This is a genomic window from Kluyvera sichuanensis (assembly GCF_040930405.1).
In the GTDB taxonomy this organism is placed as follows: Bacteria; Pseudomonadota; Gammaproteobacteria; order Enterobacterales; family Enterobacteriaceae; genus Kluyvera; species Kluyvera sichuanensis.
The window spans coordinates 1,219,480-1,242,344 of record NZ_CP162271.1 but is presented as its reverse complement, the minus strand read 5'-3'; the positions used below and the strand labels follow the sequence as shown (position 1 = coordinate 1,242,344).

21 protein-coding genes are annotated in these 22,865 nt (G+C 54.7%); 12 read left to right on the top strand and 9 right to left on the bottom strand.

Translation table 11 applies throughout. The features are described from left to right. Window positions 1–10: 10 nt before the first annotated feature. Entirely contained in the window at window positions 11–787 is a 777-nt protein-coding gene (locus AB2B48_RS06160) for an MBL fold metallo-hydrolase (protein ID WP_368301136.1), read from the bottom strand. Window positions 788–1,047: 260 nt separating this feature from the next. Between AB2B48_RS06160 and AB2B48_RS06155 the strand changes: the two genes are divergently transcribed. Then, a complete protein-coding gene (locus AB2B48_RS06155) occupies window positions 1,048–1,395 on the top strand; it encodes a PerC family transcriptional regulator (protein ID WP_185669021.1) in 348 nt (115 codons plus the stop codon). On the opposite strand, the gene AB2B48_RS06150 is transcribed toward AB2B48_RS06155, so the two are convergent. After that, window positions 1,392–2,198: a helix-turn-helix domain-containing protein gene (locus AB2B48_RS06150; protein WP_223883240.1), complete on the bottom strand. Its 807-nt coding sequence runs from the start codon at window positions 2,196–2,198 to the stop codon at window positions 1,392–1,394. The two genes, AB2B48_RS06155 and AB2B48_RS06150, sit on opposite strands and share 4 nt — an antisense overlap. A gap of 106 nt (window positions 2,199–2,304) precedes the next feature. On the opposite strand from AB2B48_RS06150, the gene cfa reads away from it, so the two are divergent. The 3 genes from cfa to AB2B48_RS06135 all read left to right on the top strand — a co-directional run bounded on the left by cfa (window position 2,305) and on the right by AB2B48_RS06135 (window position 5,222). Beyond that, the gene (gene cfa, locus AB2B48_RS06145; protein WP_220440171.1) at window positions 2,305–3,459 is read left to right on the top strand and encodes a cyclopropane fatty acyl phospholipid synthase; all 1,155 of its coding nucleotides are present in this window, start codon (window positions 2,305–2,307) and stop codon (window positions 3,457–3,459) included. 181 nt (window positions 3,460–3,640) lie between these two features. Continuing rightward, a complete protein-coding gene (locus AB2B48_RS06140; protein WP_185669095.1) occupies window positions 3,641–3,955 on the top strand; it encodes a helix-turn-helix domain-containing protein in 315 nt (104 codons plus the stop codon). Further along, entirely contained in the window at window positions 3,948–5,222 is a 1,275-nt protein-coding gene (locus AB2B48_RS06135) for a type II toxin-antitoxin system HipA family toxin (protein ID WP_368301135.1), read from the top strand. Before AB2B48_RS06140 ends, AB2B48_RS06135 begins: the two co-directional genes overlap by 8 nt. A 73-nt stretch (window positions 5,223–5,295) precedes the next feature. Here the strand turns inward: AB2B48_RS06135 and AB2B48_RS06130 are convergent, their stop codons facing one another. Then, window positions 5,296–6,507: an AAA family ATPase gene (locus AB2B48_RS06130; RefSeq protein ID WP_368301921.1), complete on the bottom strand. Its 1,212-nt coding sequence runs from the start codon at window positions 6,505–6,507 to the stop codon at window positions 5,296–5,298. Between the two features lie 333 nt (window positions 6,508–6,840). Then, window positions 6,841–8,124 (bottom strand): glycoside hydrolase family 10 protein, encoded by a 1,284-nt coding sequence (locus AB2B48_RS06125; RefSeq protein WP_368301133.1) that lies wholly within the window; start codon window positions 8,122–8,124, stop codon window positions 6,841–6,843. A 213-nt stretch (window positions 8,125–8,337) separates the two neighbouring features. On the opposite strand from AB2B48_RS06125, the gene AB2B48_RS06120 reads away from it, so the two are divergent. Further along, on the top strand, window positions 8,338–9,327 hold the full coding sequence (locus AB2B48_RS06120) for a zinc-binding dehydrogenase (protein ID WP_368301131.1): 990 nt from the start codon (window positions 8,338–8,340) through the stop codon (window positions 9,325–9,327). Here AB2B48_RS06120 and AB2B48_RS06115 read toward each other — a convergent pair. The 4 genes from AB2B48_RS06115 to AB2B48_RS06100 all read right to left on the bottom strand — a co-directional run bounded on the left by AB2B48_RS06115 (window position 9,317) and on the right by AB2B48_RS06100 (window position 12,714). Then, a complete protein-coding gene (locus AB2B48_RS06115) occupies window positions 9,317–9,601 on the bottom strand; it encodes a VF530 family DNA-binding protein (RefSeq protein WP_368301130.1) in 285 nt (94 codons plus the stop codon). The two genes, AB2B48_RS06120 and AB2B48_RS06115, sit on opposite strands and share 11 nt — an antisense overlap. A 202-nt stretch (window positions 9,602–9,803) precedes the next feature. Further along, window positions 9,804–11,204: a heavy metal sensor histidine kinase gene (locus AB2B48_RS06110; protein ID WP_368301128.1), complete on the bottom strand. Its 1,401-nt coding sequence runs from the start codon at window positions 11,202–11,204 to the stop codon at window positions 9,804–9,806. Next, window positions 11,201–11,878: a heavy metal response regulator transcription factor gene (locus tag AB2B48_RS06105; RefSeq protein WP_185669013.1), complete on the bottom strand. Its 678-nt coding sequence runs from the start codon at window positions 11,876–11,878 to the stop codon at window positions 11,201–11,203. Before AB2B48_RS06105 ends, AB2B48_RS06110 begins: the two co-directional genes overlap by 4 nt. 65 nt (window positions 11,879–11,943) lie before the next feature. Further along, complete coding sequence (locus tag AB2B48_RS06100) at window positions 11,944–12,714, bottom strand: alpha/beta fold hydrolase (protein WP_368301126.1); 771 nt, start codon at window positions 12,712–12,714, stop codon at window positions 11,944–11,946. 184 nt (window positions 12,715–12,898) lie between these two features. On the opposite strand from AB2B48_RS06100, the gene AB2B48_RS06095 reads away from it, so the two are divergent. Then, entirely contained in the window at window positions 12,899–13,471 is a 573-nt protein-coding gene (locus AB2B48_RS06095) for a hypothetical protein (RefSeq protein WP_185669011.1), read from the top strand. A gap of 11 nt (window positions 13,472–13,482) precedes the next feature. Here the strand turns inward: AB2B48_RS06095 and AB2B48_RS06090 are convergent, their stop codons facing one another. Further along, window positions 13,483–14,610, bottom strand: coding sequence for a multidrug effflux MFS transporter (locus AB2B48_RS06090; RefSeq protein ID WP_368301125.1), 1,128 nt, complete (start codon window positions 14,608–14,610; stop codon window positions 13,483–13,485). A gap of 101 nt (window positions 14,611–14,711) precedes the next feature. Between AB2B48_RS06090 and AB2B48_RS06085 the strand changes: the two genes are divergently transcribed. The 6 genes from AB2B48_RS06085 (at window position 14,712) to AB2B48_RS06060 (ending at window position 22,750) form a co-directional block, all read left to right on the top strand. Continuing rightward, on the top strand, window positions 14,712–15,473 hold the full coding sequence (locus AB2B48_RS06085) for an AraC family transcriptional regulator (protein ID WP_368301124.1): 762 nt from the start codon (window positions 14,712–14,714) through the stop codon (window positions 15,471–15,473). A 290-nt stretch (window positions 15,474–15,763) separates the two neighbouring features. Continuing rightward, complete coding sequence (locus tag AB2B48_RS06080) at window positions 15,764–16,708, top strand: efflux RND transporter periplasmic adaptor subunit (RefSeq protein ID WP_368301122.1); 945 nt, start codon at window positions 15,764–15,766, stop codon at window positions 16,706–16,708. Then, window positions 16,705–19,773, top strand: coding sequence for an efflux RND transporter permease subunit (locus tag AB2B48_RS06075; protein ID WP_368301121.1), 3,069 nt, complete (start codon window positions 16,705–16,707; stop codon window positions 19,771–19,773). Before AB2B48_RS06080 ends, AB2B48_RS06075 begins: the two co-directional genes overlap by 4 nt. Continuing rightward, a complete protein-coding gene (locus tag AB2B48_RS06070; protein WP_368301119.1) occupies window positions 19,770–20,471 on the top strand; it encodes a heavy metal response regulator transcription factor in 702 nt (233 codons plus the stop codon). Before AB2B48_RS06075 ends, AB2B48_RS06070 begins: the two co-directional genes overlap by 4 nt. After that, entirely contained in the window at window positions 20,455–21,846 is a 1,392-nt protein-coding gene (locus AB2B48_RS06065; RefSeq protein ID WP_368301117.1) for a heavy metal sensor histidine kinase, read from the top strand. Before AB2B48_RS06070 ends, AB2B48_RS06065 begins: the two co-directional genes overlap by 17 nt. 124 nt (window positions 21,847–21,970) lie before the next feature. Further along, complete coding sequence (locus AB2B48_RS06060) at window positions 21,971–22,750, top strand: hypothetical protein (RefSeq protein WP_368301115.1); 780 nt, start codon at window positions 21,971–21,973, stop codon at window positions 22,748–22,750. Window positions 22,751–22,865: the final 115 nt, after the last annotated feature.

Genomic DNA, 22,865 nt, shown 5'->3' with positions numbered 1-22,865 from the left:
CTATTCTCCGTTAAAACGTGACAGTGTCACCATCTTTAGGTGCATTAACATAGTCGAGTATCTGGTTATCTTCAGCATAGGCCAGCAGTGCACTGCGGGTGACTAAGCAGTGATTGATAGCTTCCATATGGGTGCCCACGATCTGTGCCTCAGGCACAATCTGATGCGCTTTCAACACATCTTCCAGACCAAAGATAATCGGACCGAAGCCCAGCACGTGCGCCCAGCCGGTGTTCATCATCACCACGCCTGGCTGGTAATGGCGCAGGTTATTCGCCACGCCGTCAATCCAGATGGAGTCACCGATCAGGTAGAGCGTTTTCTCCGCCGGATGCTGGAAAATGACGCCACAGGCTTCACCCAGTCGTTCGGCCAGTTCTGGAATCGCATAGAGTGCATCAGAGCCGTGCTGCCCATCGGTTTTGATCAACGCGATATCGCCGAAGCGGCTGGTTGCGGACAACTGCTGTAGCTGCGTAAATCCCTGGGAGCGGAGCAGCGCTTCATCGCTAGCGTTCTGCACATAAATCAGCATTGATTTGGGAATAATTTTCGCCGCCGTTTCATCCCAATGGTCTGGGTGGGTATGGGTGACGATAATCGCATCGACATCCAGCAGCTCTTCAGGGCGGCACGGCAGGTCGACCATCGGGTTACGCACCTCTGCGCGCGCCGTGCCGGGGAAGCCAGGATAAGCATCTTTTGGCGCCAGCATCGGGTCGATTAAAAAGCGTTTTCCGGCGTAGGTAATCAGCTGGGTGGCGTTGCGAATCTGGGTAATGTTCATGGTGGCATCCTCGTGCTCTGTTTCGATAATCACAGTATGCGCGTTGTGATATTCCCACGCCGCTGGCTAAAAGCCAACTTTCGATGTGATTGGGCCAATTTAAAACGCATTAATGCCATCCGGGCATAGTTATCATGAAAAATGAGTATGAAATTCGGCCGGTAAAGGCGTAGACAGGGTGTGGATAATGTATTTATCATACAAATGCATTAAGCCACAGCGCACTCGCGTTCCACTCATTCACTTGTGGGTTTTTGATTATGACCGCAGAAGTCAACGCTCTCATTATGCTTGCTCAATGCAACGAATCTAAGGGTTTTTATCGCCGCGCTCTGCGCATCTGGCAGGAGATATCGACGCATTTTGATGCTACGAAGGAGCAGTGTCGTTTGGCGTGGGACAAAATAAGCGCCTGCCATCTACAGCTGCAAATTAATACGCCGGTAGCGGTCAGTCGGGATAGCCGAAAGCAGGATGTAGAGCGCGATAAAGTTAAGATTCAACAACTGTTGGCGCAGGGCCATAGCATTAAAGAAATACAGCATCTGACCGGCCGTTCGATTGCCTTTATCTATAAATATAACCCCAGGAATAAGACCATCCATTAATAGCTGGATGGGGGCACGCCGAATGCCTGGCGGAAAGCGTAGCTAAAGGCGGCTGTGCTGGAATATCCCACCTCCAGCGCAACGGCCGTTACATTCTTATTTTGCTTCAGATGAATGACCGACTCCAGAATACGCATTTTCTGTTTCCATGCGCTAAACGGCATGCCGGTCTCTTTCTTAAAATGGCGGGAAAAGGTGCGGGCCGACATCCCAAGGTGGTGAGCCCAATCCTCCATCGCGTGTTCAAGGCCCGGCGACTCCTGAATCGTCCTGCAGACTTTGATCAGCGCCGCGTCGTGCGGCCACGGCAGCATTAACTCTACTTCCGGCAGTTTCAGAATCACATCCAGCAGCACGCTGACTAACTGGCCTTCTTTGCCTGCAATATCATAACGTTCTGGCGTGGTGGTGGTGGCGTAGTGGATAAACTCTCGCACAAAATCGCTGATGGCGACCACTTTACAATCACTGATGGGCGCAGGTAAAAAGTCGGGGTCAATATCCAGGTTTTCCAGATGTACGTCATCCAGCGCCCACACCGCATGCACGGTGTTATGTGGGATCCAGATACCATAATGCGCGGGGATGACCCAACATTTACCCGCAACATCAATCCGCATACTGCCTTTGCGCGCAAAATGAAACTGGGCAAAGGCGTGGCTATGTTCGGCAACATGGTTGCTGGCTTCCAGCACATACGAACGAAAATAGACCGACTGCGGCAGCTCTTTCATCGAGTCATCTTGCGATGAAAACCACTGTTTAGCCTGCTGAAGCGTGAAAGGGGTGCGATCGTCCATCATTATGGCATCTGTTCGATAAATATTGTCCTCACATCATAATACATACCATCAGCTTATCCATAATAATCTTCTGCACAGCATATTGACTCATTTATGGATAAGAAACATGGCCACGGTTTGCTCAGACGTAATTAGCATTGATGAATTGAACGATAATTGGTCGCGGATGGGGAATGACCTGCTCAGTCAGGCCGATATTAAAATCAATGGTGCCCGGCCATGGGATATTCAGGTTCATCACGCTGACTTTTTTAAGCGTGTATTTCAGCAGGGTTCGCTGGGTCTGGGCGAAAGCTATATGGAAGGGTGGTGGGACTGCGAACGCCTGGATATTCTGTTCTGCAAAATCCTGAAAGCAAAGCTGGATAAACAGGTGCCCGGCAACCTGAGGGATATTCTACGCGTTGTCAGCGCGCGTCTGTTTAATCTTCAGTCACGCAGCCGTTCATGGATTGTTGGCAAAGAACACTACGATATTGGCAACGATCTCTTTGCACTGATGCTCGACCCACATATGCAGTACTCCTGCGGCTACTGGCGTGACGCACAGACGCTGGATGAGGCGCAAAACGCCAAGCTGAAAATGATCTGCGAAAAACTGCAGCTTAAACCTGGTATGCGCCTGCTGGATATCGGCTGCGGCTGGGGCGGGTTAGCGGCTTATGCTGCGCGGAACTACGGTGTCAGCGTGGACGGCGTTACCATTTCTCGCGAACAGCAAAAGTTAGCGCAGCAGCGCTGCGAAGGGCTGGATGTGAACATCCTGCTGCAGGACTATCGTGACCTTAACACTGGCTACGACCGTATTGTGTCGGTCGGGATGTTTGAGCACGTTGGGCCGAAAAACTATGATACCTACTTCAGCGTCGTTGATCGCTGTCTTAAACCCGACGGGCTGTTTTTACTGCACACCATCGGCAGTAATCAGACCGGGCTCAGCGTCGACCCATGGATCAACAAATATATCTTCCCGAACGGCTGCCTGCCGTCGATTCGCCAGATTGCCAGCGTCAGCGAGTCACGCCTGATTATGGAAGACTGGCATAACTTTGGCAGCGATTACGATAAAACCCTGATGGCGTGGCACCAGCGTTTTAACCAGGCATGGCCGGGACTGTCGTCCAACTACACGCCGCGTTTCCGCCGCATGTTCAACTACTATCTGTGCGCCTGCGCCGGGGCGTTCCGCGCACGTGATATCGAGCTCTGGCAGGTGTTATTCAGCCGTGGTGCCGAAGGTGGCATGTACGTCTATCGCTAATGGCTCTGGCACGTCGCCTTCTGGCGGCGTGTTTTTAAGTTAATTCCATTATATTGTCTCTTATCTCGCTATTCATTCGTTAAATCCTATATTTTGTGTGTTACACAACCTTTCTATTTTTACTGCTTAATTCTATAATATTGTGTATTAACCTGAATTATTCTGGATAAGCCACCCTATGATGGATTTATCACTTAGCAAACCAGCAGAAATTGTCAAACTGCTCTGCGGCCGACTGCGCCAGGAGCGGCTTTCACAGCAAATGACCCAGGCTGACCTCGCAGCGCGCGCCGGTGTTGGCGTTAACACGGTCTCTAACCTGGAAGCAGGGCGTAACGTCAATTTTGATAGCCTGGTCAGGGTGGCGATGGTACTGGGCTTCGCCGGCGAACTGGAAACGCTGTTTAAGCCAAAGATTGAGAGCCTGGACGATATCCTGCGCTATGAAAAAAGCGCCACGCGCCACCGGGTAAAGAGGAAGCACGACGATGCCTAATCAGGTCGACATCTATTACGAAGGTTGGGGAGAGCGTTGGCTATGGGGTCGGTTGGTTTCCTCAACTGCGCTGACCGGGCGGCCAATGATTGCCTTTGAATATAGCGAAGACGCCGTACGCAAAGGGCTGGAGCTAGCGCACCTGACGCTGCCGCTTAATGGCCCGCGCTTGCGTCGGGATTTCCCTGCCCACCAGCTTGGCCTGCCGGGTCCGGTTTACGACGCGCTACCCGACGGTTGGGGGATGCTGCTGATGGATCGCCTATTCAAACGCCGGGGACTCAACGCCGCGCGCATTGGGCCGCTGGAACGTCTGACCTATATTGGCAACGCCGCGATGGGGGCGATGACCTTTCATCCTCTCCAGACTGATGACCCGCTAGCTGCGAAAGATAATGTGCCGCTTGCACAGCTGGCACAGGAAGTTCAGGCGGTGCTGAGAGGTGAAGGCGGCCAGTTCCTGCAAAAGCTGCTACAAATGGGCGGCTCGCCTCAGGGCGCAAGGCCGAAGGTGCTGCTGTATCGCCACCCACAAACGGGGCAGTTCACGACGGTCGCCGAACCCGAACTTGAAAGCTGGCTGGTGAAATTCCCGGCGCAGCAAGAGCACCCTGAAGTGTGTGCCATTGAAGCCGTCTACGGCGAGTGCCTTCGTCAGTGCGGTATCGCCGCGCCGGACATCGCTTATTTCGCGCTGCCAGGTGGGCAGGCCGCTTTTGCCAGCAAGCGCTTTGACCGCCAGGACGGTATGCGTGTGCCAATGCAAAGCCTTGCCGCTTTTACCGGCGCAAACTATCAGGTTGCCGGGTCGCTGGACTACGTGAACTTCCTGCGCGCCACTCATCTGTGCACCAACGATGTGCGGGAGAAGGCTCGTGCCTTTGAACGCGTATTGTTTAACGTCATCTTTAATAACCGCGACGATCACCCAAAGAACTTCGCCTATCTGATGGCGGCAAACGGCCAATGGTCGCTGGCTCCCGCTTTTGACGTCACCTACAACGATGGGCCGGGTGGCTATCATCAGATGGACGTGATGGGGGAAGCGTTGGATATTGAACGCCAGCATATGGTGGCGCTGGGTGAACAGGAGGCCGAGCTTACGCTGGCACAGATTGACGAAAAAATAGAGGCGTTTAGCGCGGTGGGTAACGCGTTTGCCGATACCGCAAGGTCGCTATATCCAGGTCGGATTACCGAAGAGACGCTGGGTCAGATTCAGCGGCAGATTCGCGATAATATCAGTCTATTAAAAAAGCCACTCTGACCATTCATTCCTTCGCCCCAAAGGGGCGAGGTTGGGGTGAGGGGCAGTTTGCACCGCCCCTCACTTATCTCAATCAAAACATTGCATACAGCAGCGCCGAAACGGTTAATACGCCGCTCGCCATCACCATCACGGCGATAAATCCGCGCATGGCTTTCAGTGCAGGACGGGTGAAAATCAGCCAGGTTGGTATCACGAACAGGAAGATCGCAATTAACGGCCCGCAGAGGGTTTCAATCATATTAATGACGTCAGGGTTAATATAAACCACCGCCGATGTCACAATAAACATCACCACCGACGTGATTAATTTAATCCGCTTAATATGGCTGGTTCGTTTAATCTTAAACAGATCGGTCGCCAGGACGTTAAAGGTTTCGGCTACCGGCATCGAAATGCCTAAAAAGGATTTCGTCATCCCCAGAATCGCAATAAACGGCGCCAGATAGAGCAGTGCGCTCATCCCGCCGTTGCCGCCAATCACCGACAGCACGTTCAGGTTCTGATCTTTCGCCATCTCAAAGGTTTCGCGTGGCGTGCTTAAAATGCAGCTCAGTACGAAGAAGATAATACTGAAGAAAATCAGCCCGTAAGCGCGACGGATAACCCGTACCGACTGCTCCTCACCACCGTTACCCGGTTCACGATACCAGGAGGCTAGCGCAGGAATCAGCGGAGCAGAGCAGAGGGAAAAGGCGATAAGCGGCAGCGTCAGCCACAAATCTTTCAGCGAACTGCCAACCGTTGAGGCGTGGGTCTGCTGCCAGGCGTGCGTCACGTTGTTGATGTCCCATGCCGGGATCTGCGAGGCGGCGATAACGATAATGGCAATCGCAAACGGCAGCGCCAGCGCGCTCATGGTACTGACAACCCGGTCGCGACCCTTGCTCAGCACCAGATGGAGGATCAACAGCACCACCAGCGTCAGCGTCGCGCGGTTAATACCGGCAATGTGCAAGCGCTCGGTCAGGAAGTGGCTGAGGGCGTTCACCAGCGACACGGCGTACACCAGCGTCACCGGATAGTGCGCCACGCAGAAAAACAGCTTCATCGCCTGACGGCCCTTTGGCCCGAAGAACGATCCAAACAGCGGCAGCGTCCGATCCTCGCCGTCATGCCCCTGCTGGTCGCGCATAAAGACGCGGCAAATCAGCACGTGCGGCACTAACGATAGCGGGAATCCAAGAAGGAGTAGCAGAATAAAGACGAGCGGGCCGCGGGTACCAATTTCCACCGGTAGGAAAAGCGTGCCTGCACCAACAGTAGCGCCATAAACACCCATCATCCAGATGGTATCTTTTTTCGTCCATTGGGGACGAGATATAGCTGTTTCTTTAGTCATAGTACTCATATATTTCGAGAATAACGCGAACGTTAATGGGGAGTTATTGGGGTAACCTAAGCGGAAAGAATAAACGAGGTGGAATTGATTTATTATTATTTGAGGCGATGCTAATGCCTTTTGTTCGATACTACTGGCAGCCGGATAAACCTCGCAACTGTTTTTTGGTGTTTTCAGGAAACTACAAGATGGTTAATAACACCCATTCACACCATCTTAACTTATTACCATTAATATTAAAGGAACCGGCGATCGCCCGTCGGTTCCTGCTGATGATTAATTACCCCAGCGGCTTTTTAAATAATCAACCGCCTGCTGAGTTTGCGGCTGTTCGAGGTAGCCTTCGCGGAACAAGATTGTGCCATCGATATTTGCCGCGGACTCGTTCATATCAATCTGCTTTTTAAGCTCCGGCACGCCGCCCTGAACCGTCCAGTCTGGCTCATTCTTCGACGGTTCGCCTACTTTATACAGCGCGATACCGATATAAAGACGGGTATTGGTTGGTTTCACCACGTCGGCCCACCATTTTGCCAGCACATCGTAGCGCGCGGCATCGCGGGCAAACGGCCAGTAAAGCTGCGGGGCAATATAGTCGAGCAGACCCTGCTGCACCCACTGGCGAGTATCGGCATAAGATTCATCGTACGCCGCCGCGCCGCGCGTATCGGAACCGGCCGGATCGTGCGAACGGTTACGCCAGACGCCCGCCGGGCTCACGCCAAACTCGACCTTTGGATTGAGCTGTTTAATGGTGCGAGAAACCTGGGCAATCAGTTGCTGCGTATTGTTACGACGCCAGTCGGCTTTCGATGCAAAGCCCTGGCCGTATTGGCGGTAGGTCGCGTTGTCATTGAGCGCTGAAGCGGGAGTTTCGGTATAGAAATAGTCGTCAAACTGCACGCCGTCAACCGGATAGCGGGAGACCACTTCAGCCACGATGCTCGTTATCCAGTCGCGAACTTCCGGGATGCCCGGGTCGAGTACGAAGCGGTCGCTCGCGGTGCGGATCCAGTCGCGATGCAGAACGTAAACGCTCGGCGGTGTCATCGACAGCGTATTATTTAATGCCGTCACGGTGGATGGTTTGATGTTAGTAGAAACACGATACGGGTTAAACCACGCGTGTACCTTCATGCCGCGTTTGTGTGCTTCATCCAGCATAAACTGCAGCGGGTCGTAGCCTGGATATTGGCCGATAGTGCCGGTCAGCGTTTCAGACCACGGCAAAATGTTGGACTGCCAGAGTGCCGTACCATCAGGCTTAACCTGGAAGAAAACGGTATTAATACCAAGGCTTTTCAGCTTATCGAGCTTCTCGCGCATTGCGGCCTGCTGCTGAATCACGCGCTGCATGCTGCTGCTGGCATTGATGGAGCTAATCGGTGGCCAGTCGAGGCGAGATACCGTAGTGAGCCAGACACCACGCATCGGTTCATTACTCTGCTGGGTTTTGCCAGTATTGACGTTAGAAGGCGACTTAACGGGAGTCTTTGAGTCACAGCTGACCAGAAATAACGCAGCGGCAATCAGCGCGGCGGCTTTTTTTGTTTTCGACATACGGAATAAACTAAAAGAACTGAGAATCATAGGTGCCGTTATTCGGGTTAAATCGAGTGAGGACATTCTCGTACTATTTAAGATGAAGTCAATCAATTAGCAGCGCTGATATCACACGAAATGATAACGATCATCCTGATATGTCATTTGCCTTATTTCTACGAATTTCTTATCGTTGATGGATATTCATCCAGAAAAAAGTAAGGAAGCCCTATGTCTGAACATTCACATCTTGCCTGGACCTGGCAAGGCAGCGCCGAACCGGATGCGCTTGAGCTGAAAAGCATCGCCGTACCGTCATTGGCTACCGGCGAAGTGCTGGTACGAAATACGGTTATCGGACTGAACCCGGTTGACTGGAAAGTGCTGGGGCCGGGGCTAATTGACTGGGAGAAGGACCATGTCCCAGGCGTTGACGGTGCGGGCACGGTGGTCGCGCTAGGGGAAGGGGTTGATAGCAGCTGGCTTGGCCAGCGGGTGGCATATCATCAAAGCCTGGCGAAACCCGGTAGCTACGCGGAACACACCCCGGTTGCCGCCCGCGCCCTGATGCGCGTTCCGGATGCGGTGAGTTTTGACACTGCGGCGAGTATCCCATGCCCGGCGCTGACCGCCTGGCTGGCTATCGAAAAGCTGCCCGTCATCCCTAATGCGCCGCTGCTGATTAGCGGCGCCGGCGGCGCGGTGGGGCATTATCTTGTTCAGTTTGCGGCGGCGAGAGGATTTGCGGTGACCGCGATGTGCAACCAGCGCCACTGGCAGCGTTTGCAGGCAATGGGCGCACAGCGCTGTATTGCCGGGCCATTAGCCGCAGGGCAATCCTGGCCAGAGGCAGATGCCGCGTCGTTCTATGTGGTGATTGACAGCGTGAATGAAGATCACGCCGCTCGCCTGACGCCAGCGCTGAAGGCCAACGGTCATATCATTGCGATTCAGGGGCGGTTAAGCGAGTGGCCCTGCGCGCCGTTCGGTAGAACCCTGTCGATGCATGAAGTGGCGCTCGGCGCGCTGCACTGGTATGGCGATGATGAAGCCTGGCAGCAGCTCACCGCTGCGGGTGAGAAGATAATGGCCGATCTCGCCGCTGGTCGTCTGGTGGCAGAAGAGACGGTGGCTACCGGGTTCGATAAGCTGCCGGAGCTACTGGACCAGCTCCGTCACCGTCAGTTCAGCGGCAAACCGCTGGTGCGAGTTAACCCTTAGAACGACCGGTTCCCCACGGGTTGAACGCCGGTTCTTCCGGCGCGATATCCACATCACCTGACAGTGAGTCGAGGTAGAGGGCTTCTACTTCTGCGCGCGCCCACGGCGTACGGCGCAGAAACTTGAGGTTCGATTTTACGCTCGGCTCATTCTTAAAACAGTTGATGTTAATCAGCTTGCTCAATTGATCCCACCCATAACGCGCCACCAGCGCATTGACCTGCATTTCCAGAGTGACGCCGTGCAAAGGATCTTTTGAAATATGTGCTGTCATGCGGGGTCCGTTAAACATTGAGTGAAAAAGAGTGAGCGGGGGGAAGGTTACAAGAAAGCGGAACCTCCGGCAATGACTCGCGTTGAGCGGTTGAAATGCTGCTCATTTTTCAGGCGGTTTTGCGTGGATTCTGACGCACAACGATACTGCTAAATTAGCAGAATTCACGTAGCGCACGATAAAACAACGAAATAGTTTAAAATCAAATAGTTAAATGTTTATCGGGGAACCACAGCCCGAAACAGGTGATACCACCCTCGCTTTCTACCCAGCATCGCCCCTGATGTAACTGCATTATCGAACGCACGATAGAGAGACCCAGACCGCTGGAGTGCGCCGAATCGTGGCGTGCAGGATCGGCCCGATAAAAACGATCGAACAGTTTATCCTGATGAGCGCGCGAGATGGTTTCCCCTCGGTTTATCACCCGGATGGCCATGCCGTCTGCTTCGGCGGCGACCGCTATCGTAATCACGCTTTGCGGCTCTGCGTAACGCACCGCGTTAGACAGCAGGTTTGCCAGCGCGCGGCGCAGCAGCTGGGCATCGGCGTACACCGTTCCGCTGGCCTGGGCGTGGAAGGAGATGCCACGATCGGCGGCCAGATCCTCAAAATAGTCACTCAGGCGCTGAATCTCTTCGGTGACGTTTATCTTGTGGCGCTGGATGGCCCGGTCAGGCTGCTCCGCCTGGGCGAGGAACAGCATATTGTCGATCATCCGCGACATGCGCTGTAGCTCTTCGAAGTTTGACCCCAGCAGCTGCTGGTAATAGTGATTATCGCGAGCCGCGCCTAGGCCCACTTCAGTCTGACCGAGTAGGGTGTTAATCGGTGTGCGCAGGTCGTGGGCCATATCCGCGCTGACCTGTTTAAGTTGCTGGAATCCACGCTCGAGTCTTTCAAGCATCGCATTTACCGAGTCGATCAGGGCATCCAGTTCGGTCGGTACGCCGTGTTTATCGAGGCGGGAAGAGAGCGTTTGTGTGCCGATTTTTGCGGTGCGTTCGGCAAGTTGATGCAACGGCAACATCCCGCGGCGAGCGAAAATAACCGCCAGTATGACGGAAATTGCCGCCATCATGGCGGTAAAAAGTATGATGTTGGTACGGTACGCCTCAAGAATATGGGTGCGCTCGCTCAGTACTCTGGCTGAGAGAATTTCCAGCGGCGGCTGGTCGTTGGCCGACGGACTGATTGCCGCCATATAGACCATCGGCGTGCCGTCCGCGCTGTTGGCATGATGCACGGCGGCGGGCGTCAGCCGTTGGTTGCCAGCAACGGGGGTAACAGCCGGAATATCGCGCCGCATCGGATTGACTTCCAGCAGCGTGGACCCGCCAACGTAGCGGATAATCAACAACGACTCCGTGTTGCCCAGCATATTGGCAAACAGATGGGGCTTTTCGTGGATCAACTGGCGGGCATCAAGATCCCGCAGCAGCGTGCTGATCTGGTCGACGCGAGAGACCAGCGCCGCATCGTCGCGTATTGTGAGCTGCTGGCGCAGCCCATAGTAGAGTGCGCTACCCATCACGGTTAAGGCCGCAAAGGAAAACGCCGCCAGCAGAACGGCTAATCGAAAAGTCAGGGACCTGCGCTTCATGGCGCTTTCTCGCAGCGATATCCCACGCCGTGCACGGTATGAATCAACCGTTCGCTAAAGGGATCGTCCACTTTTTGCCGCAGCCGGCGTACCGCGACGTCCACCACGTTGGTGTCGCTGTCAAAATTCATATCCCAGACGCGGGAGGCGAGAAACGTTCGTGAGAGCACCTGGCCGGGATGCTGTAGAAAGCAGACCAGCAGCTTGAACTCTTTGTTGGTGAGCGTGATAAGTTTGCCGTCCCGTTCGCAGCGAAATTTTTCGATATCCACCACCAAATCCGCCAGCGAGAGACGTGCTTCTGGTTCTGGCTGACGCTGGCCGCGGCGCAAAATAATACGAATACGTGCCAGCAGTTCGGCGAAGGAAAATGGCTTCACCAGATATTCGTCGGCGCCCAGGCCCAGCCCGCGTAGGCGATCCTCCAGCGCCCCGCGTGCGCTTAGAAACAGCACCGGAATCTGGCTATGGGTACGTAAGCGTTCCATGACCGTCCAGCCGTTCATTTCTGGCAGCATGACATCCAGCAATATCAGGTCATAGCGTTCTTCCCGCGCGAGATGCAGCCCGTCGATACCGTTGGCAGCCCAGTCCACGGTATAACCCGCTTCATTTAGCCCGTTCACCAGATAGGCGGCGGTTTTCGCTTCGTCTTCAATAATGAGGATTTTCACCCAGCGGGTCCTGTAAAAAGGAGAGAAAAGGGGGCGGAAAGCGCCCCAATTTTGTCAGTATAACCTTAGTATCCCGGCACGTGGGCCGCTTTCATTATCAGGTTAGCCACCGCTTCTGGCTGCGAGAGTAGCGAGACGTGGCTGGATTTCAGCTCAATGGTCTGCGCATGCATTCGTTTCGCCATAAAACGCTCCAGATCCGGGTTGATAGTGCGATCCTCCGTGGATACTGCATACCAGGTTGGCTTGTGCTGCCAGGCGGCAACGGTAGTTTTAGCCTGGGTAATCGCTTTACCGATTGGTTGCTGTACGGCGTAATAGGCCTTGGCTTTGCGTTCCGGCAGGTCACCGGCAAAATCATGAATAAACGCCGATTCGCTCAGTGCGCCGTAGCCATCGTCGCTCCATTTCAGGCCCGCCGACGCTGGCGCCGCAGGGTATCGTTTGGTTAATGCCGGATAATCTTCCCCGGCCTCCGGTGCTCTGGCGGCAATATAGACCAGTCCTTTCACTTCCGGCTCATCGCCCGCCTGACTTATCACCATACCACCGTACGAGTGCGCCACCAGAATCACCGGGCCATTTTGCTGCGCCAACGCGCGTTTCACCGCCGCCACGTCATTATCCAGAGAGGTCGTTGGGTTCTGCACTGCCGTGACGTGCAGGCCTTTTGCCTGCAGCAATGGGATCACTTTTCCCCAACTGGAGCCGTCGGCAAACAGGCCGTGCACCAGCACGATATTTTTAACTTCCTGCGGCGTGTCCGCCTGTGCGGCGAGCGGGCTTAATGCGCCCAGTATCAGGGAACTCAGAACGGTAAGATGGCGTAATTTCATGGTTAATCCTCAGATTCAGCAATGGGGTCATGGCTACTGTAGTGGCCTGGGACCCACAAAGTGCTGACGCTGAAATGACAAAAAAATGACAACGGAAAGTCGTAGGTCTAAAAATCAGGGAGGTGGCAAGCGGTTGATGATGTGGTAAACAGGGAGATAGAAATGATCAACCGGGATGGTTAACATGCTGAAATACCTCTCACTGCTGGCTGTTCTGCTGCTGGCGGGATGCGCCAATACGCCAAACTTGCCGCCAACGGATACCATTGTGGCGATAAAACCGGATGATACCGGCATTATCGCCAGTTCAAAAAAATACAGCTATCGTTTCGGGCGCGCGGGCATGCCGCAGGAGTATCAGCGCTATAAAACATTCTACGATCGCTTTCATCAACAGGCTTCCGGTGTACGAGTTAACTTTGTGGCCGAGAACCACGAGCTAACGGCGGAGTACCTGGTGGTGATTGATAAGCGCAAAGTGGATGCTGAGCAACAAACCGTGCTGGTGAATCAGTATAAGGCGAAGCCGATTGATAACGATCATCTTGGGGTGATGTTTAAAGCCAGCGGCTTCTGGGTGTTATCTGATGAATCTGATGACCTGTCTGCGCCGTATCGGCTGGAACAACCGATTGTGGTCTCCATCAGCGATAAGACCCAATCGATTACCACTCTGGGCACCATCGCGATGATCCCATTAATCCCGTTGTTCCCACTGTATATGATGTACGGATGCGCGACCGGGCCTTGCATATAGGGCTCGGCAACTTAGCGTCGGGGCGTGCTGCATCGCCAGGCGATCAGCGCGCAGACCGTCAGAACCAGCCCCAACTGCTGCACCATACCGGCGAGCCCGAGTAAGATCCCCAGCAGCAGATAGTAGCTTAGCCCGAACAGCGCGCCAGCAACCCCGGCCTGCTTCCGGTAGCGATGCAACGCCTGGCTCAGCACGTTCGGTATTGCGATGCCGTAGGCAACCACCACGCCCGCAACCGGAATCAGTACCCACGCGGAATGTTGCAACCCCCATGCGACGACACCGGAGAGCAGCGCCAGAATGCAGGCGTAATAGACCAATCGTTCTGGCGTCAGGCCGGAGGTGAGCAGTCTCCGGTTTAGCAGGCTCCCCAGTAGTGAAGCGATCGCCAGCAGGAATCCCGTCCAGCCAAATGCCGTCGAACTCCAGCCCAATTGTGCGAAAAGAAAGGGGCTCAGGCTGTAGTAGCTGAACAGCATGGTATTCAGCAGTGCAACAAGCATGGCGTTTTTCCAGAGCGCGCCGTCCCGCACCATACCGCAGGCAAGCTCGGCAGCCCGTGGCCTGCTCACGTTTTTCGGTCGTGTTTCCGCAAGGGCGAAGAACGTGAGTATGAGCAACAATAACGCCAGCCATACCAGCGCAAAAAAGACGCCGGTATGACCATACAGACTGACCAGCCAACCGCCGCTAACCAACCCAATAACCGGGCTCATCGCTAGCGCGGCTCCCATAACCGAAAACACACGGGCGAGGGCGATTGATTCATAGCTATCGCGCAGCATCGTCTGCACCACAACGGAGCCGGAAGCGGCTCCTATTGCCGCCACCATACGAGCCAGTAGCAGCAGGGTAAAATCATGGGCGACAACGGCCATTGTGGCGCCCACGCCATAACAGACCAGCCCGGCCATCATGGCCGGACGACGTCCGATGTGGTCGCATAGCCAGCCCCACAGCGCTACCCCGACCGCAAAAGCGATAAAGTATACGGAAAGCGTTTGAGCGGCGCGCTCGTGACTAACCTCAAATGCGCGGGCGATGTCCGGCAGCGCCGGGCTATATAGGGTTTCCACCAGTTGCGGAAACATAATTAGCAGCGTCAGCAGCCATAAGGGCGGACGGGTGGTGATATTCATGATGAGATCCAGTGCGTCAGAAAATTGAGGCCTATTATTGCGAACGCACGGGTGTCTTATTACCATATTAAAGACATTATCTATCAAATATCGGACAACTCATGAAGATTAGCCCTAGCGATATATTCGACCCGGATCGTTTTAATGAACCGGTTGTCGGCATCGCGTCCGATATGGGCGTGCATGATTCCGGGCGGCACAGCCATCAGCGCCATCAACTCCTCTTTTCGGCGGCAGGAAGCATCACCATTGAACTCGATCAAACCCTGTGCCTACTGCCGCCGGGCCGGGCTGCCTGGATCCCCGCAGGCATCGTTCACCGCGCCATTATGCGTGGCGTGCTGGTCTATCGTTCTCTCTATTTTTCAAAGACATTGCCGCTATCGATGCTGCCGCTGCAGATAGTCGAGGTGAACCCGCTCTTTTTTGAGGTTATTGAACGAATGGCGTTCTGGCCCTGGGGGATGGAGGCCGCGCAACAGGCCAGCCTGATTACCGTTTTTAGTGAGGAAATGCAGCGCGCGCGTCAGGAAAACTGGACGCTAAAATTTCCCTCAGACCCACGCCTGAACGACTGGCTGGATAGGGTGCATAAGGGGGATTTACCGCCGAGATTGGGTCAGTTAGCCCAGCAGGCAGGTGCCTCTGAGCGCACGATAAGCCGTATTTTTGTCAAAGATACCGGCATGAATTATCAGGGCTGGCGGCAGCAGTGGCGGCTACTGAAAGCCATGGAAATGCTGTCCGATGGACTCTCGTTAAGCGATGTCGCGCAAGGGCTTGAGTTTGTTAGTGACAGCGCATTCATCGCTTTTTTCCGGCAGCATACCGGCACCACGCCGACACGCTACTCGCCGAGATAGCTGAGCCTTCCGCCAGATGACAGGATTGTCATCTGGCTAACCCCTTTCTGTAGGGTTCCCCCGAGTAGACTGGCCTCATTTCTTACCAACAGTGAATTACCATGACATTACTTCGCGCAAGGCCACTGCTTGTCATCGGCCTGATGTTGGGGGCTGGCCTCATTTCATTTTTTATCTTTCGCCAGAACAGCGATGCGGCCCCCATACACAAAGCAACCGAACCCCTTGTTAGTCTGAGCCCCGCCGAGGTGAAGTCGGTACCTCTACGGCTGTCTACTCAGGGGCATGTGGTGTCGCTGAATCAGGTCGATATTCAGTCTCAGGTTACGGGAACGGTAAAATCGGTGGCATTCAAGGAGGGGGATTTTGTTAAGCAGGGGCAGCTGTTGTTCACGCTGGATGACAGTACGCAGCAGGCCGCGTTACGCCATGCGATAGCGACGCTGGCAGAATCCCATTCTTTACTGGCGAAAGCACAGAACGATCTTGCCCGTGGCCGCAGCCTGAAAGCGAAGAACTATATTTCAGCGTCAGACTGGGACACGCTAAAAAGCGCGCAGCAGCAGTACGCCGCGCAAAGCAACGCCGCCGAGCAGGATATTGAGACGGCTCAGGCACAGCTGGGATATACGAAAATTTATGCCCCGGTTAGCGGTAAAACGGGGGCGTTAAACGTTCACATCGGCAGCCTGGTGCAGCCAGGTAGCGCTTCACCGCTGGTCAGTATCAACCAGTTCGATCCTGTCGGCGTCTCATTCACTTTACCCGAAAGCAGTCTTAATGCGGTGCTGGCCGCCCAGCGTCAGGGGCCGGTGAAGGTATGGGTAAAAAATGCCCAAGGCGAAAACGTAGCGGGAGAACTGGATTTCATTAACAACACCGTCAGTGCGGATACCGGCACGATGGCCTTTAAAGCCCACTTTGCCAATGCGGACCATCTGCTGTGGCCGGGAGCCTTCGAGGATGTCACCGTTGATGCCGGGGTGCAGAATGTCGTCGTACTGCCGCCGCAGGCGGTACAGAATGGTCCGGAAGGTCATTTTGTGTTTCTTATCGATAATGCCAGCCGCGTCTCCACCCAGACCATCAATCTGCTGCGCATGCAGCAAGGTATGGCGATAGTCGATGGTGTGGCGCAGGGCACCCACGTGGTGGTCGAAGGCGCTAACGCGTTGCGCCCAGGCATAACGGTCAGACAGGCGCGCCATGCAACAGCCGTGGAGCCTAAGTCATGAAGTTTGCTGAACTGTGTTTATCCCGACCGATTGCCGTGATGCTGCTGTGGCTAGCGGTGATTGTGACCGGGGTCATTTGCTGGACGAGGCTGCCGGTTGCTGCACTGCCCGAGTTTGATACACCGACGATTAAGGTCAATGCGTCGCTCTCTGGCGCCAGCCCGGAAACTATGGCCTCATCAGTGGCGACGCCGCTGGAAAAAAACCTCTCCACCATCGCCGGGATATCGACGCTGACCTCAACCAGCCTGCAGGGCGCTACTACCATTGTGATGGAGTTCGACCCTTCGGTGAATATTGATTCGGCGGCGGTGGACGTGCAGGCCGCGCTGTATCAGACGATGAAAAAATTACCCTCAGAAATGACCACGCCGCCGTCGTTTCGCAAGGTCAACCCGGCCGACGCGCCCATCGCCATTATCGCTATCGACTCGCCCTCAATGACGCTGTCGGATCTTAACCGCTTCAGCGATAACCTGATCTCGCCAGCGCTCTCCACGATTAATGGTGTGGCGGAAGTGACCGTGAATGGGCAGAAGAAGTATGCAGTACGGGCCGAAATCGATCCTAACAAGCTGGCGGCGATGGACCTGACCCTCACGGACGTACAGTCGGCGCTGAAATCGGCAAATGCCAATACGCCTATCGGGGAGCTGGACGGCAAGCGGCAGATGATGATGCTGCAAACTCGCGGCGATCTGCGTAATGCGGCCGATTTTGCACAGGTTATTATTGCGACCCGCAACGGCCAGCCGGTGCGTCTGGCTAATGTTGCTAGCGTTCAGGACAGCATTGAAAACACCCTGAGCTATAGTTCGGTGAATGGTCACACGGCGATTGTGCTGAATATCAGCCGTCAGCCGGGCGCCAACATTGTTTCAACCATCGATGCCATTAAGGCGCTGATGCCACGGCTGCAATCACAGATGCCGCCATCGGTACACCTACAGCTGCTCAACGATCGTTCGTTGTCTATTCGTCAGGCAATCCATGACGTGAATATCACGCTGTTGGTCACTATCGCGCTGGTTATTCTGGTGATCCTGCTGTTCCTGCGCCAGCTACGGGCCACGCTTATCCCAGCGCTGAGCGTGCCGGTGTCGCTGCTTGGGGCTTTTGCCCTGATGTACGTGATGGACAGTATTTCCCTGATGGGGCTGACTATCGCCGTGGGACTGGTGGTCGATGATGCGATCGTGGTGCTGGAAAATATCATGCGCTATCGAGAGCAGGGGGAGACGATACGGCGAGCCGCGCTATTGGGCGTGCGCGAGGTGGCGTTTACTGTTATCTCTATCTCGCTGTCATTAGTCGCCGTTTTCCTGCCTATTTTCCTGATGCCAGGCACATTAGGGCTGCTGTTCCATGAATTCGCATGGGTGGTTTCGCTGGCGATTCTGGTCTCGGCGGCGGCATCATTAACGCTGGTTCCGCTGCTGGTATCGCTGCTAATCAAAGACCATGAGATTGAAAAACCACAGCCTGGGTGGAGTCGTCATTTTGAGCGCGGGTTTGATGCCGTACTGAAAGGCTACGCGCGGGCGCTGAATGTCGTTATTGCCCATAAAATGTGGATGGTGCTTGCGGCGCTGGCTACGGTACTGCTCACGGTTATCCTCTACTGGAGCGCGCCGAAAAGCTTCTTCCCGCAGGAAGATATAGGCCAAATCACGGCGAATATTGATACGCCACAGGACATGTCATACGACGGTCGTCTCGCCGTCGCGCAGCAAATCGGCAAAACGCTGCTTGCAGATCCTGCCGTGGCGGATATGGTCACCAAAGTCGATCACGACACCACGCAGGTGGCGCTGACGCTCAAAGATCTTTCGCAACGCCCGGCGATGCCGCAGGTTGTGCAGCAGATGCGCGCGGAGACCCGCTATATGCCGGGAATTACCGTATTTTTCAGCCCGGTACAAAACCTGAAAATTGGTGGCCGTTCGTCTAAAAGCAGCTATCAATATACGCTGCAGTCCGTCAATAGCAGCGATGGGCTCGCGCTGAACACCTGGGCGAACAAGCTGATGGAGGGAATGAAAAAGAGCGGCGTGTTTGTCGGGGTCAACAGCGACTCGCAGCTTAACGGGCTGGAAGCCGACCTGCAGATAGACCGCAACAAAGCCTCGCTTCTTGGTGTCGATACCAGTCAGATCCGCAGCAATTTGTATGCCGCCTATGGCACCCAGCAGGTCTCGACTATCTACGCGCCGGAAGACAGCTACCAGGTGATAATGGAAGTGAAGCAACCGTTCCGCCAGAATGAGAGCGATCTGGCGAAGATTTATGTGCGTTCAGCCGCCAATACGCTGCTGCCGGTGACGACCTTCACGACGATTTCACGCACGCAGGGCATTACCGCCGTTAACCATCAGGGGCAGCTTCCGGCGATTACCGTCTCTTTCGACCTTGCTCCCGGTAAGTCACTGTCGGATGCCACCGCTGCGATAGCGCAGGTTGAGAACGACATGCAGATGCCCGCGTCGGTCTTCGGCAACTACGCCGGGCAGGCGGCGTTATACCAGCAGTCGCAGAGCAGCCAGATTTGGCTGATTATCATGGCGCTGGCGGTTATCTACGTCATCCTTGGCGTGCTCTATGAAAGCTGGATCCACCCGTTGACCATTTTGCTGGGTTTACCCTCGGCGGCCGTCGGTGCGCTGCTGGCGCTGCGGCTATGTAATCTGGATCTCACCTTTATCGCCATGATAGGCATTCTACTGCTCATCGGGATCGTCAAAAAGAATGCCATCATGATGATAGATTTTGCGCTGGCGGCGCAGCGCCAGCATAATTTATCTGCCCATGACGCTATTATTCAGGCCTGCCTGCAGCGCTTTCGCCCTATTATGATGACCACCTTTTGCGCCATGATGGGGGCGCTACCCATCGCATTCGGCTGGGGGGCGGGTGCCGAACTTCGTCAGCCGATGGGCGTGGCGATTGTCGGTGGGCTGCTCTTTTCGCAGCTGATTACGCTGTTTATCACGCCCGTTTTATACCTGCTGTTTGAACGGACTGCACGGCCGCAGGCGCATACAGCACCATTGCTGGAGGAACAATGAGACTACTGTTGGTAGAAGACCAGTCGATGGCGGCTGACTATATCGCAAAAGGGCTGAGAGAGAATGATTTCGTCGTCGATGTTGCCAATAACGGCGTCGACGGGCTGCACTTTCTGCTGACCAACGACTACGACCTGGCAGTGCTCGACGTGATGCTACCCGGAATGAATGGCTGGAAGATCCTCGAGTTAGCGCGCCAGGCGGGGAGGGCAACGCCGGTGATGTTTTTGACCGCGCGAGACGAAGTGGAAGATCGGGTCAGAGGACTTGAGCTGGGTGCAGAAGATTATCTCATCAAGCCATTTTCCTTCAGCGAACTACTGGCAAGGGTGCGCGTCATCATGCGTCGCCAGACCGTACATAGCGCGCCGCTGGAAGAGTCCGTACTGCAAATCAGCAACCTGCAGCTCGACTTCCATAAACACCGCGTGACCCGCGAAGGCAAGCGCATCGAGCTGACGCAGAAAGAGTTCTTACTGCTGAACCTGCTGATGCGGCGAAGTGGGGAGGTGTTATCGCGTACCGTGCTGGCAGAGCAGGTCTGGGATATGAATTTTGATCCAGAAACCAACGTTATTGACGTCGCCATCCGTCGTCTGCGCAGCAAAATTGATGATGATTTTGACGTTAAACTGCTGCATACGATTCGCGGCGCAGGCTACGTTCTGGAAGAGAGACAAGATGCTGATCCCGCGTAAAATGTCGATAACGCTTAGGCTGACGCTCTATTTTTCCGTTGCCATGACGCTGGTGCTGTATAGCGTTTCCGGGCTGCTGTATTCCACAATGCGCAATCAGCTTAGCCAGAAGGATGAGAGTGAACTGCGCAGCACTTTGCAGTTTCAGCAGGAAATCGCCACGACCATCAGCGAACGCCAGGGGCCCACGGAGCTCTGGCAGCAGGAGCTGTTTGAGTTTATTGCCCGCCAGGACAGGCTCTCACTGCGCATTATCAGCCCGGACGGTAAAGTCTGGGCGCAGTCGAAAAATATGCGCGTGCCTGAAGTCGATTTCCCTGCGCCTTCCCGCGATTTTGCCTACCATTCCTGGCGCTACCGCCAGGGGGAAACCAGCGAAAAGTATCTGATTGCTTCCACCAACTTTATCCTGAAAGGGAACGAGCCGTGGCTGGTCCAGGCTGCGCTCAACGTTTCTCGCAACAATGAAATCATTGAAGATTACTGGCAGCGCATGCAGATTGCCGTCGCGCTGGCTATCGTGGTCTTTTCAGCCATCGGCTACTGGCTTGCCCGCCGCGGCCTGCTACCGTTGCGCCAGATCAGCCGTGAAATTGAGTATATCCATGCCGAAGATTTAGACACCCGTCTTGCTACCCGACAATGGCCGTCTGAACTAAACGCGCTGGCAACCTCCTTTGACCGGATGATGACCCGACTTGAAGCCTCCTTTAAGCAGCTTAGCCGTTTTTCATCTGACATTGCCCATGAGCTTCGCGGCCCGATTAATAACCTCATCTCGGCCGCCAGCGTTACGCAAAGCAAAGACCGCAGCCCGCAGGAGTACCGGGAGACGCTTGCCGCTTTAGTCGAAGAGGGCGAAAGGCTGTCGCGGATGATTTCCTCCATGCTGTTTCTGGCCAGAGCCGATAACAGCCGGGAAACGTTGCATCGTGAGCCGCTCAATAGCGTCACCGTCTTTGAACGCTTGATGGACTACTATGAGATTCTGGCGGAAGAAAAGAATATCCGCTTAACCTGCGAGGGCGACGTCTCTTTCCATGCGGATGCGCTGCATTTGCAGCGGGCGCTTTCAAACCTGCTGTCGAATGCGATTCGCCATACCGGCCAGGGTGGGGCCGTGCACCTCAAAGCCTCTCAGGAGAACGGCTCGGTATTACTGGCCGTGCAGGACAACGGTGAGGGGATTAGCCCGGAACATGTGCCGTATATTTTTGACCGCTTTTATCGCGTGGATGCCGCCCGCAGCAGCGCTGATAACACCGGGCTGGGGCTGGCGCTGGTAAAAACGATCGCAGAATTGCACGGTGGCAGCGTGCAGGTAGAAAGCACCCCAGGCCAGGGCAGCAGCTTTACCCTGATACTGCCTATGTAACGATAACGCCAGGGAATCTAACAAAATTGTCATCCAGAGGTTTCGCTGTGGTCATGGTTGAAAGCCGATAATTCCGGAACATTCACTACGGAAATATCCCTTTCCCTGATACGAGAAAAACGCTATGGCGATTCCGCAGGCTCAGACAGCGTGGCTCAATAAAGTCCCTGAAATTACCCTTGTATTCTGGTTAATCAAAATGATGTCGACCACCGTGGGCGAAACGGCGGCGGATTTCCTGAATATGGATTTGCACTTTGGTTTAACCATTACCTCGATAGTGACCGGCATTCTGCTTGCCGTATCGCTGTTTTGCCAGATGCGCGCAACGCGCTACCAGCCGGTACTGTACTGGTTGACGGTGGTATTTATCAGCGTCTTTGGCACCTTGATAACCGATAATCTCACCGATGCGTGGAATGTGCCGCTGGTACTCTCTTCACTGGTATTCAGCCTTATTTTGCTGGTTATCTTCGTGGTGTGGTATCGCCGGGAAGGCACGCTGTCTATTCATCACATCGATAGCCGCAGTCGTGAGACGTTTTACTGGCTGGCGATTCTGGCAACCTTTGCACTCGGAACGGCGGTGGGTGACTGGTTAGCAGAAAGCGTTAATCTGGGGTATTACGGTGCAGCGGCGTTCTTCGGTACCTGGATCCTGATTGTGGCTGGAGCCTGCTTTATCTTTAAGGCTAACCGCGTATTTTGCTTCTGGGCAGCCTATATTCTGACCCGTCCTTTCGGTGCAGCCTGCGGCGACCTGTTGTCACAGCCGGTAGATAACGGCGGTATCGGGTTAGGTGCGAACCTCACTAGCCTGATTTTCGGTGTAGCGATTGCCTTAATGATTATGGGGCTGGTTGTGAGCGATTGGCGCAAACGCGGCGCAGAAAGCCAGGGGTAGAGAAGAGGCCGATAACCATTGTAGCCCGGCCGAGCGTAGCGACGCCGGGGTTTATACGGGAGCAGATGAAGTGTCTGATAGCGATGGGGGGCGCTTCAGGTTTGTGCCAGAAGCG

Coding starts and splice junctions, on each gene's coding strand:
- AB2B48_RS06160 (WP_368301136.1), bottom strand. CDS start 787: ATGAACATTACCCAGATTCGCAACGCCACCCAGCTGATTACCTACGCC.
- AB2B48_RS06155 (WP_185669021.1), top strand. CDS start 1,048: ATGACCGCAGAAGTCAACGCTCTCATTATGCTTGCTCAATGCAACGAA.
- AB2B48_RS06150 (WP_223883240.1), bottom strand. CDS start 2,198: ATGATGGACGATCGCACCCCTTTCACGCTTCAGCAGGCTAAACAGTGG.
- cfa (WP_220440171.1), top strand. CDS start 2,305: ATGGCCACGGTTTGCTCAGACGTAATTAGCATTGATGAATTGAACGAT.
- AB2B48_RS06140 (WP_185669095.1), top strand. CDS start 3,641: ATGGATTTATCACTTAGCAAACCAGCAGAAATTGTCAAACTGCTCTGC.
- AB2B48_RS06135 (WP_368301135.1), top strand. CDS start 3,948: ATGCCTAATCAGGTCGACATCTATTACGAAGGTTGGGGAGAGCGTTGG.
- AB2B48_RS06130 (WP_368301921.1), bottom strand. CDS start 6,507: ATGATGGGTGTTTATGGCGCTACTGTTGGTGCAGGCACGCTTTTCCTA.
- AB2B48_RS06125 (WP_368301133.1), bottom strand. CDS start 8,124: ATGTCGAAAACAAAAAAAGCCGCCGCGCTGATTGCCGCTGCGTTATTT.
- AB2B48_RS06120 (WP_368301131.1), top strand. CDS start 8,338: ATGTCTGAACATTCACATCTTGCCTGGACCTGGCAAGGCAGCGCCGAA.
- AB2B48_RS06115 (WP_368301130.1), bottom strand. CDS start 9,601: ATGACAGCACATATTTCAAAAGATCCTTTGCACGGCGTCACTCTGGAA.
- AB2B48_RS06110 (WP_368301128.1), bottom strand. CDS start 11,204: ATGAAGCGCAGGTCCCTGACTTTTCGATTAGCCGTTCTGCTGGCGGCG.
- AB2B48_RS06100 (WP_368301126.1), bottom strand. CDS start 12,714: ATGAAATTACGCCATCTTACCGTTCTGAGTTCCCTGATACTGGGCGCA.
- AB2B48_RS06095 (WP_185669011.1), top strand. CDS start 12,899: ATGCTGAAATACCTCTCACTGCTGGCTGTTCTGCTGCTGGCGGGATGC.
- AB2B48_RS06090 (WP_368301125.1), bottom strand. CDS start 14,610: ATGAATATCACCACCCGTCCGCCCTTATGGCTGCTGACGCTGCTAATT.
- AB2B48_RS06085 (WP_368301124.1), top strand. CDS start 14,712: ATGAAGATTAGCCCTAGCGATATATTCGACCCGGATCGTTTTAATGAA.
- AB2B48_RS06075 (WP_368301121.1), top strand. CDS start 16,705: ATGAAGTTTGCTGAACTGTGTTTATCCCGACCGATTGCCGTGATGCTG.
- AB2B48_RS06070 (WP_368301119.1), top strand. CDS start 19,770: ATGAGACTACTGTTGGTAGAAGACCAGTCGATGGCGGCTGACTATATC.
- AB2B48_RS06065 (WP_368301117.1), top strand. CDS start 20,455: ATGCTGATCCCGCGTAAAATGTCGATAACGCTTAGGCTGACGCTCTAT.
- AB2B48_RS06060 (WP_368301115.1), top strand. CDS start 21,971: ATGGCGATTCCGCAGGCTCAGACAGCGTGGCTCAATAAAGTCCCTGAA.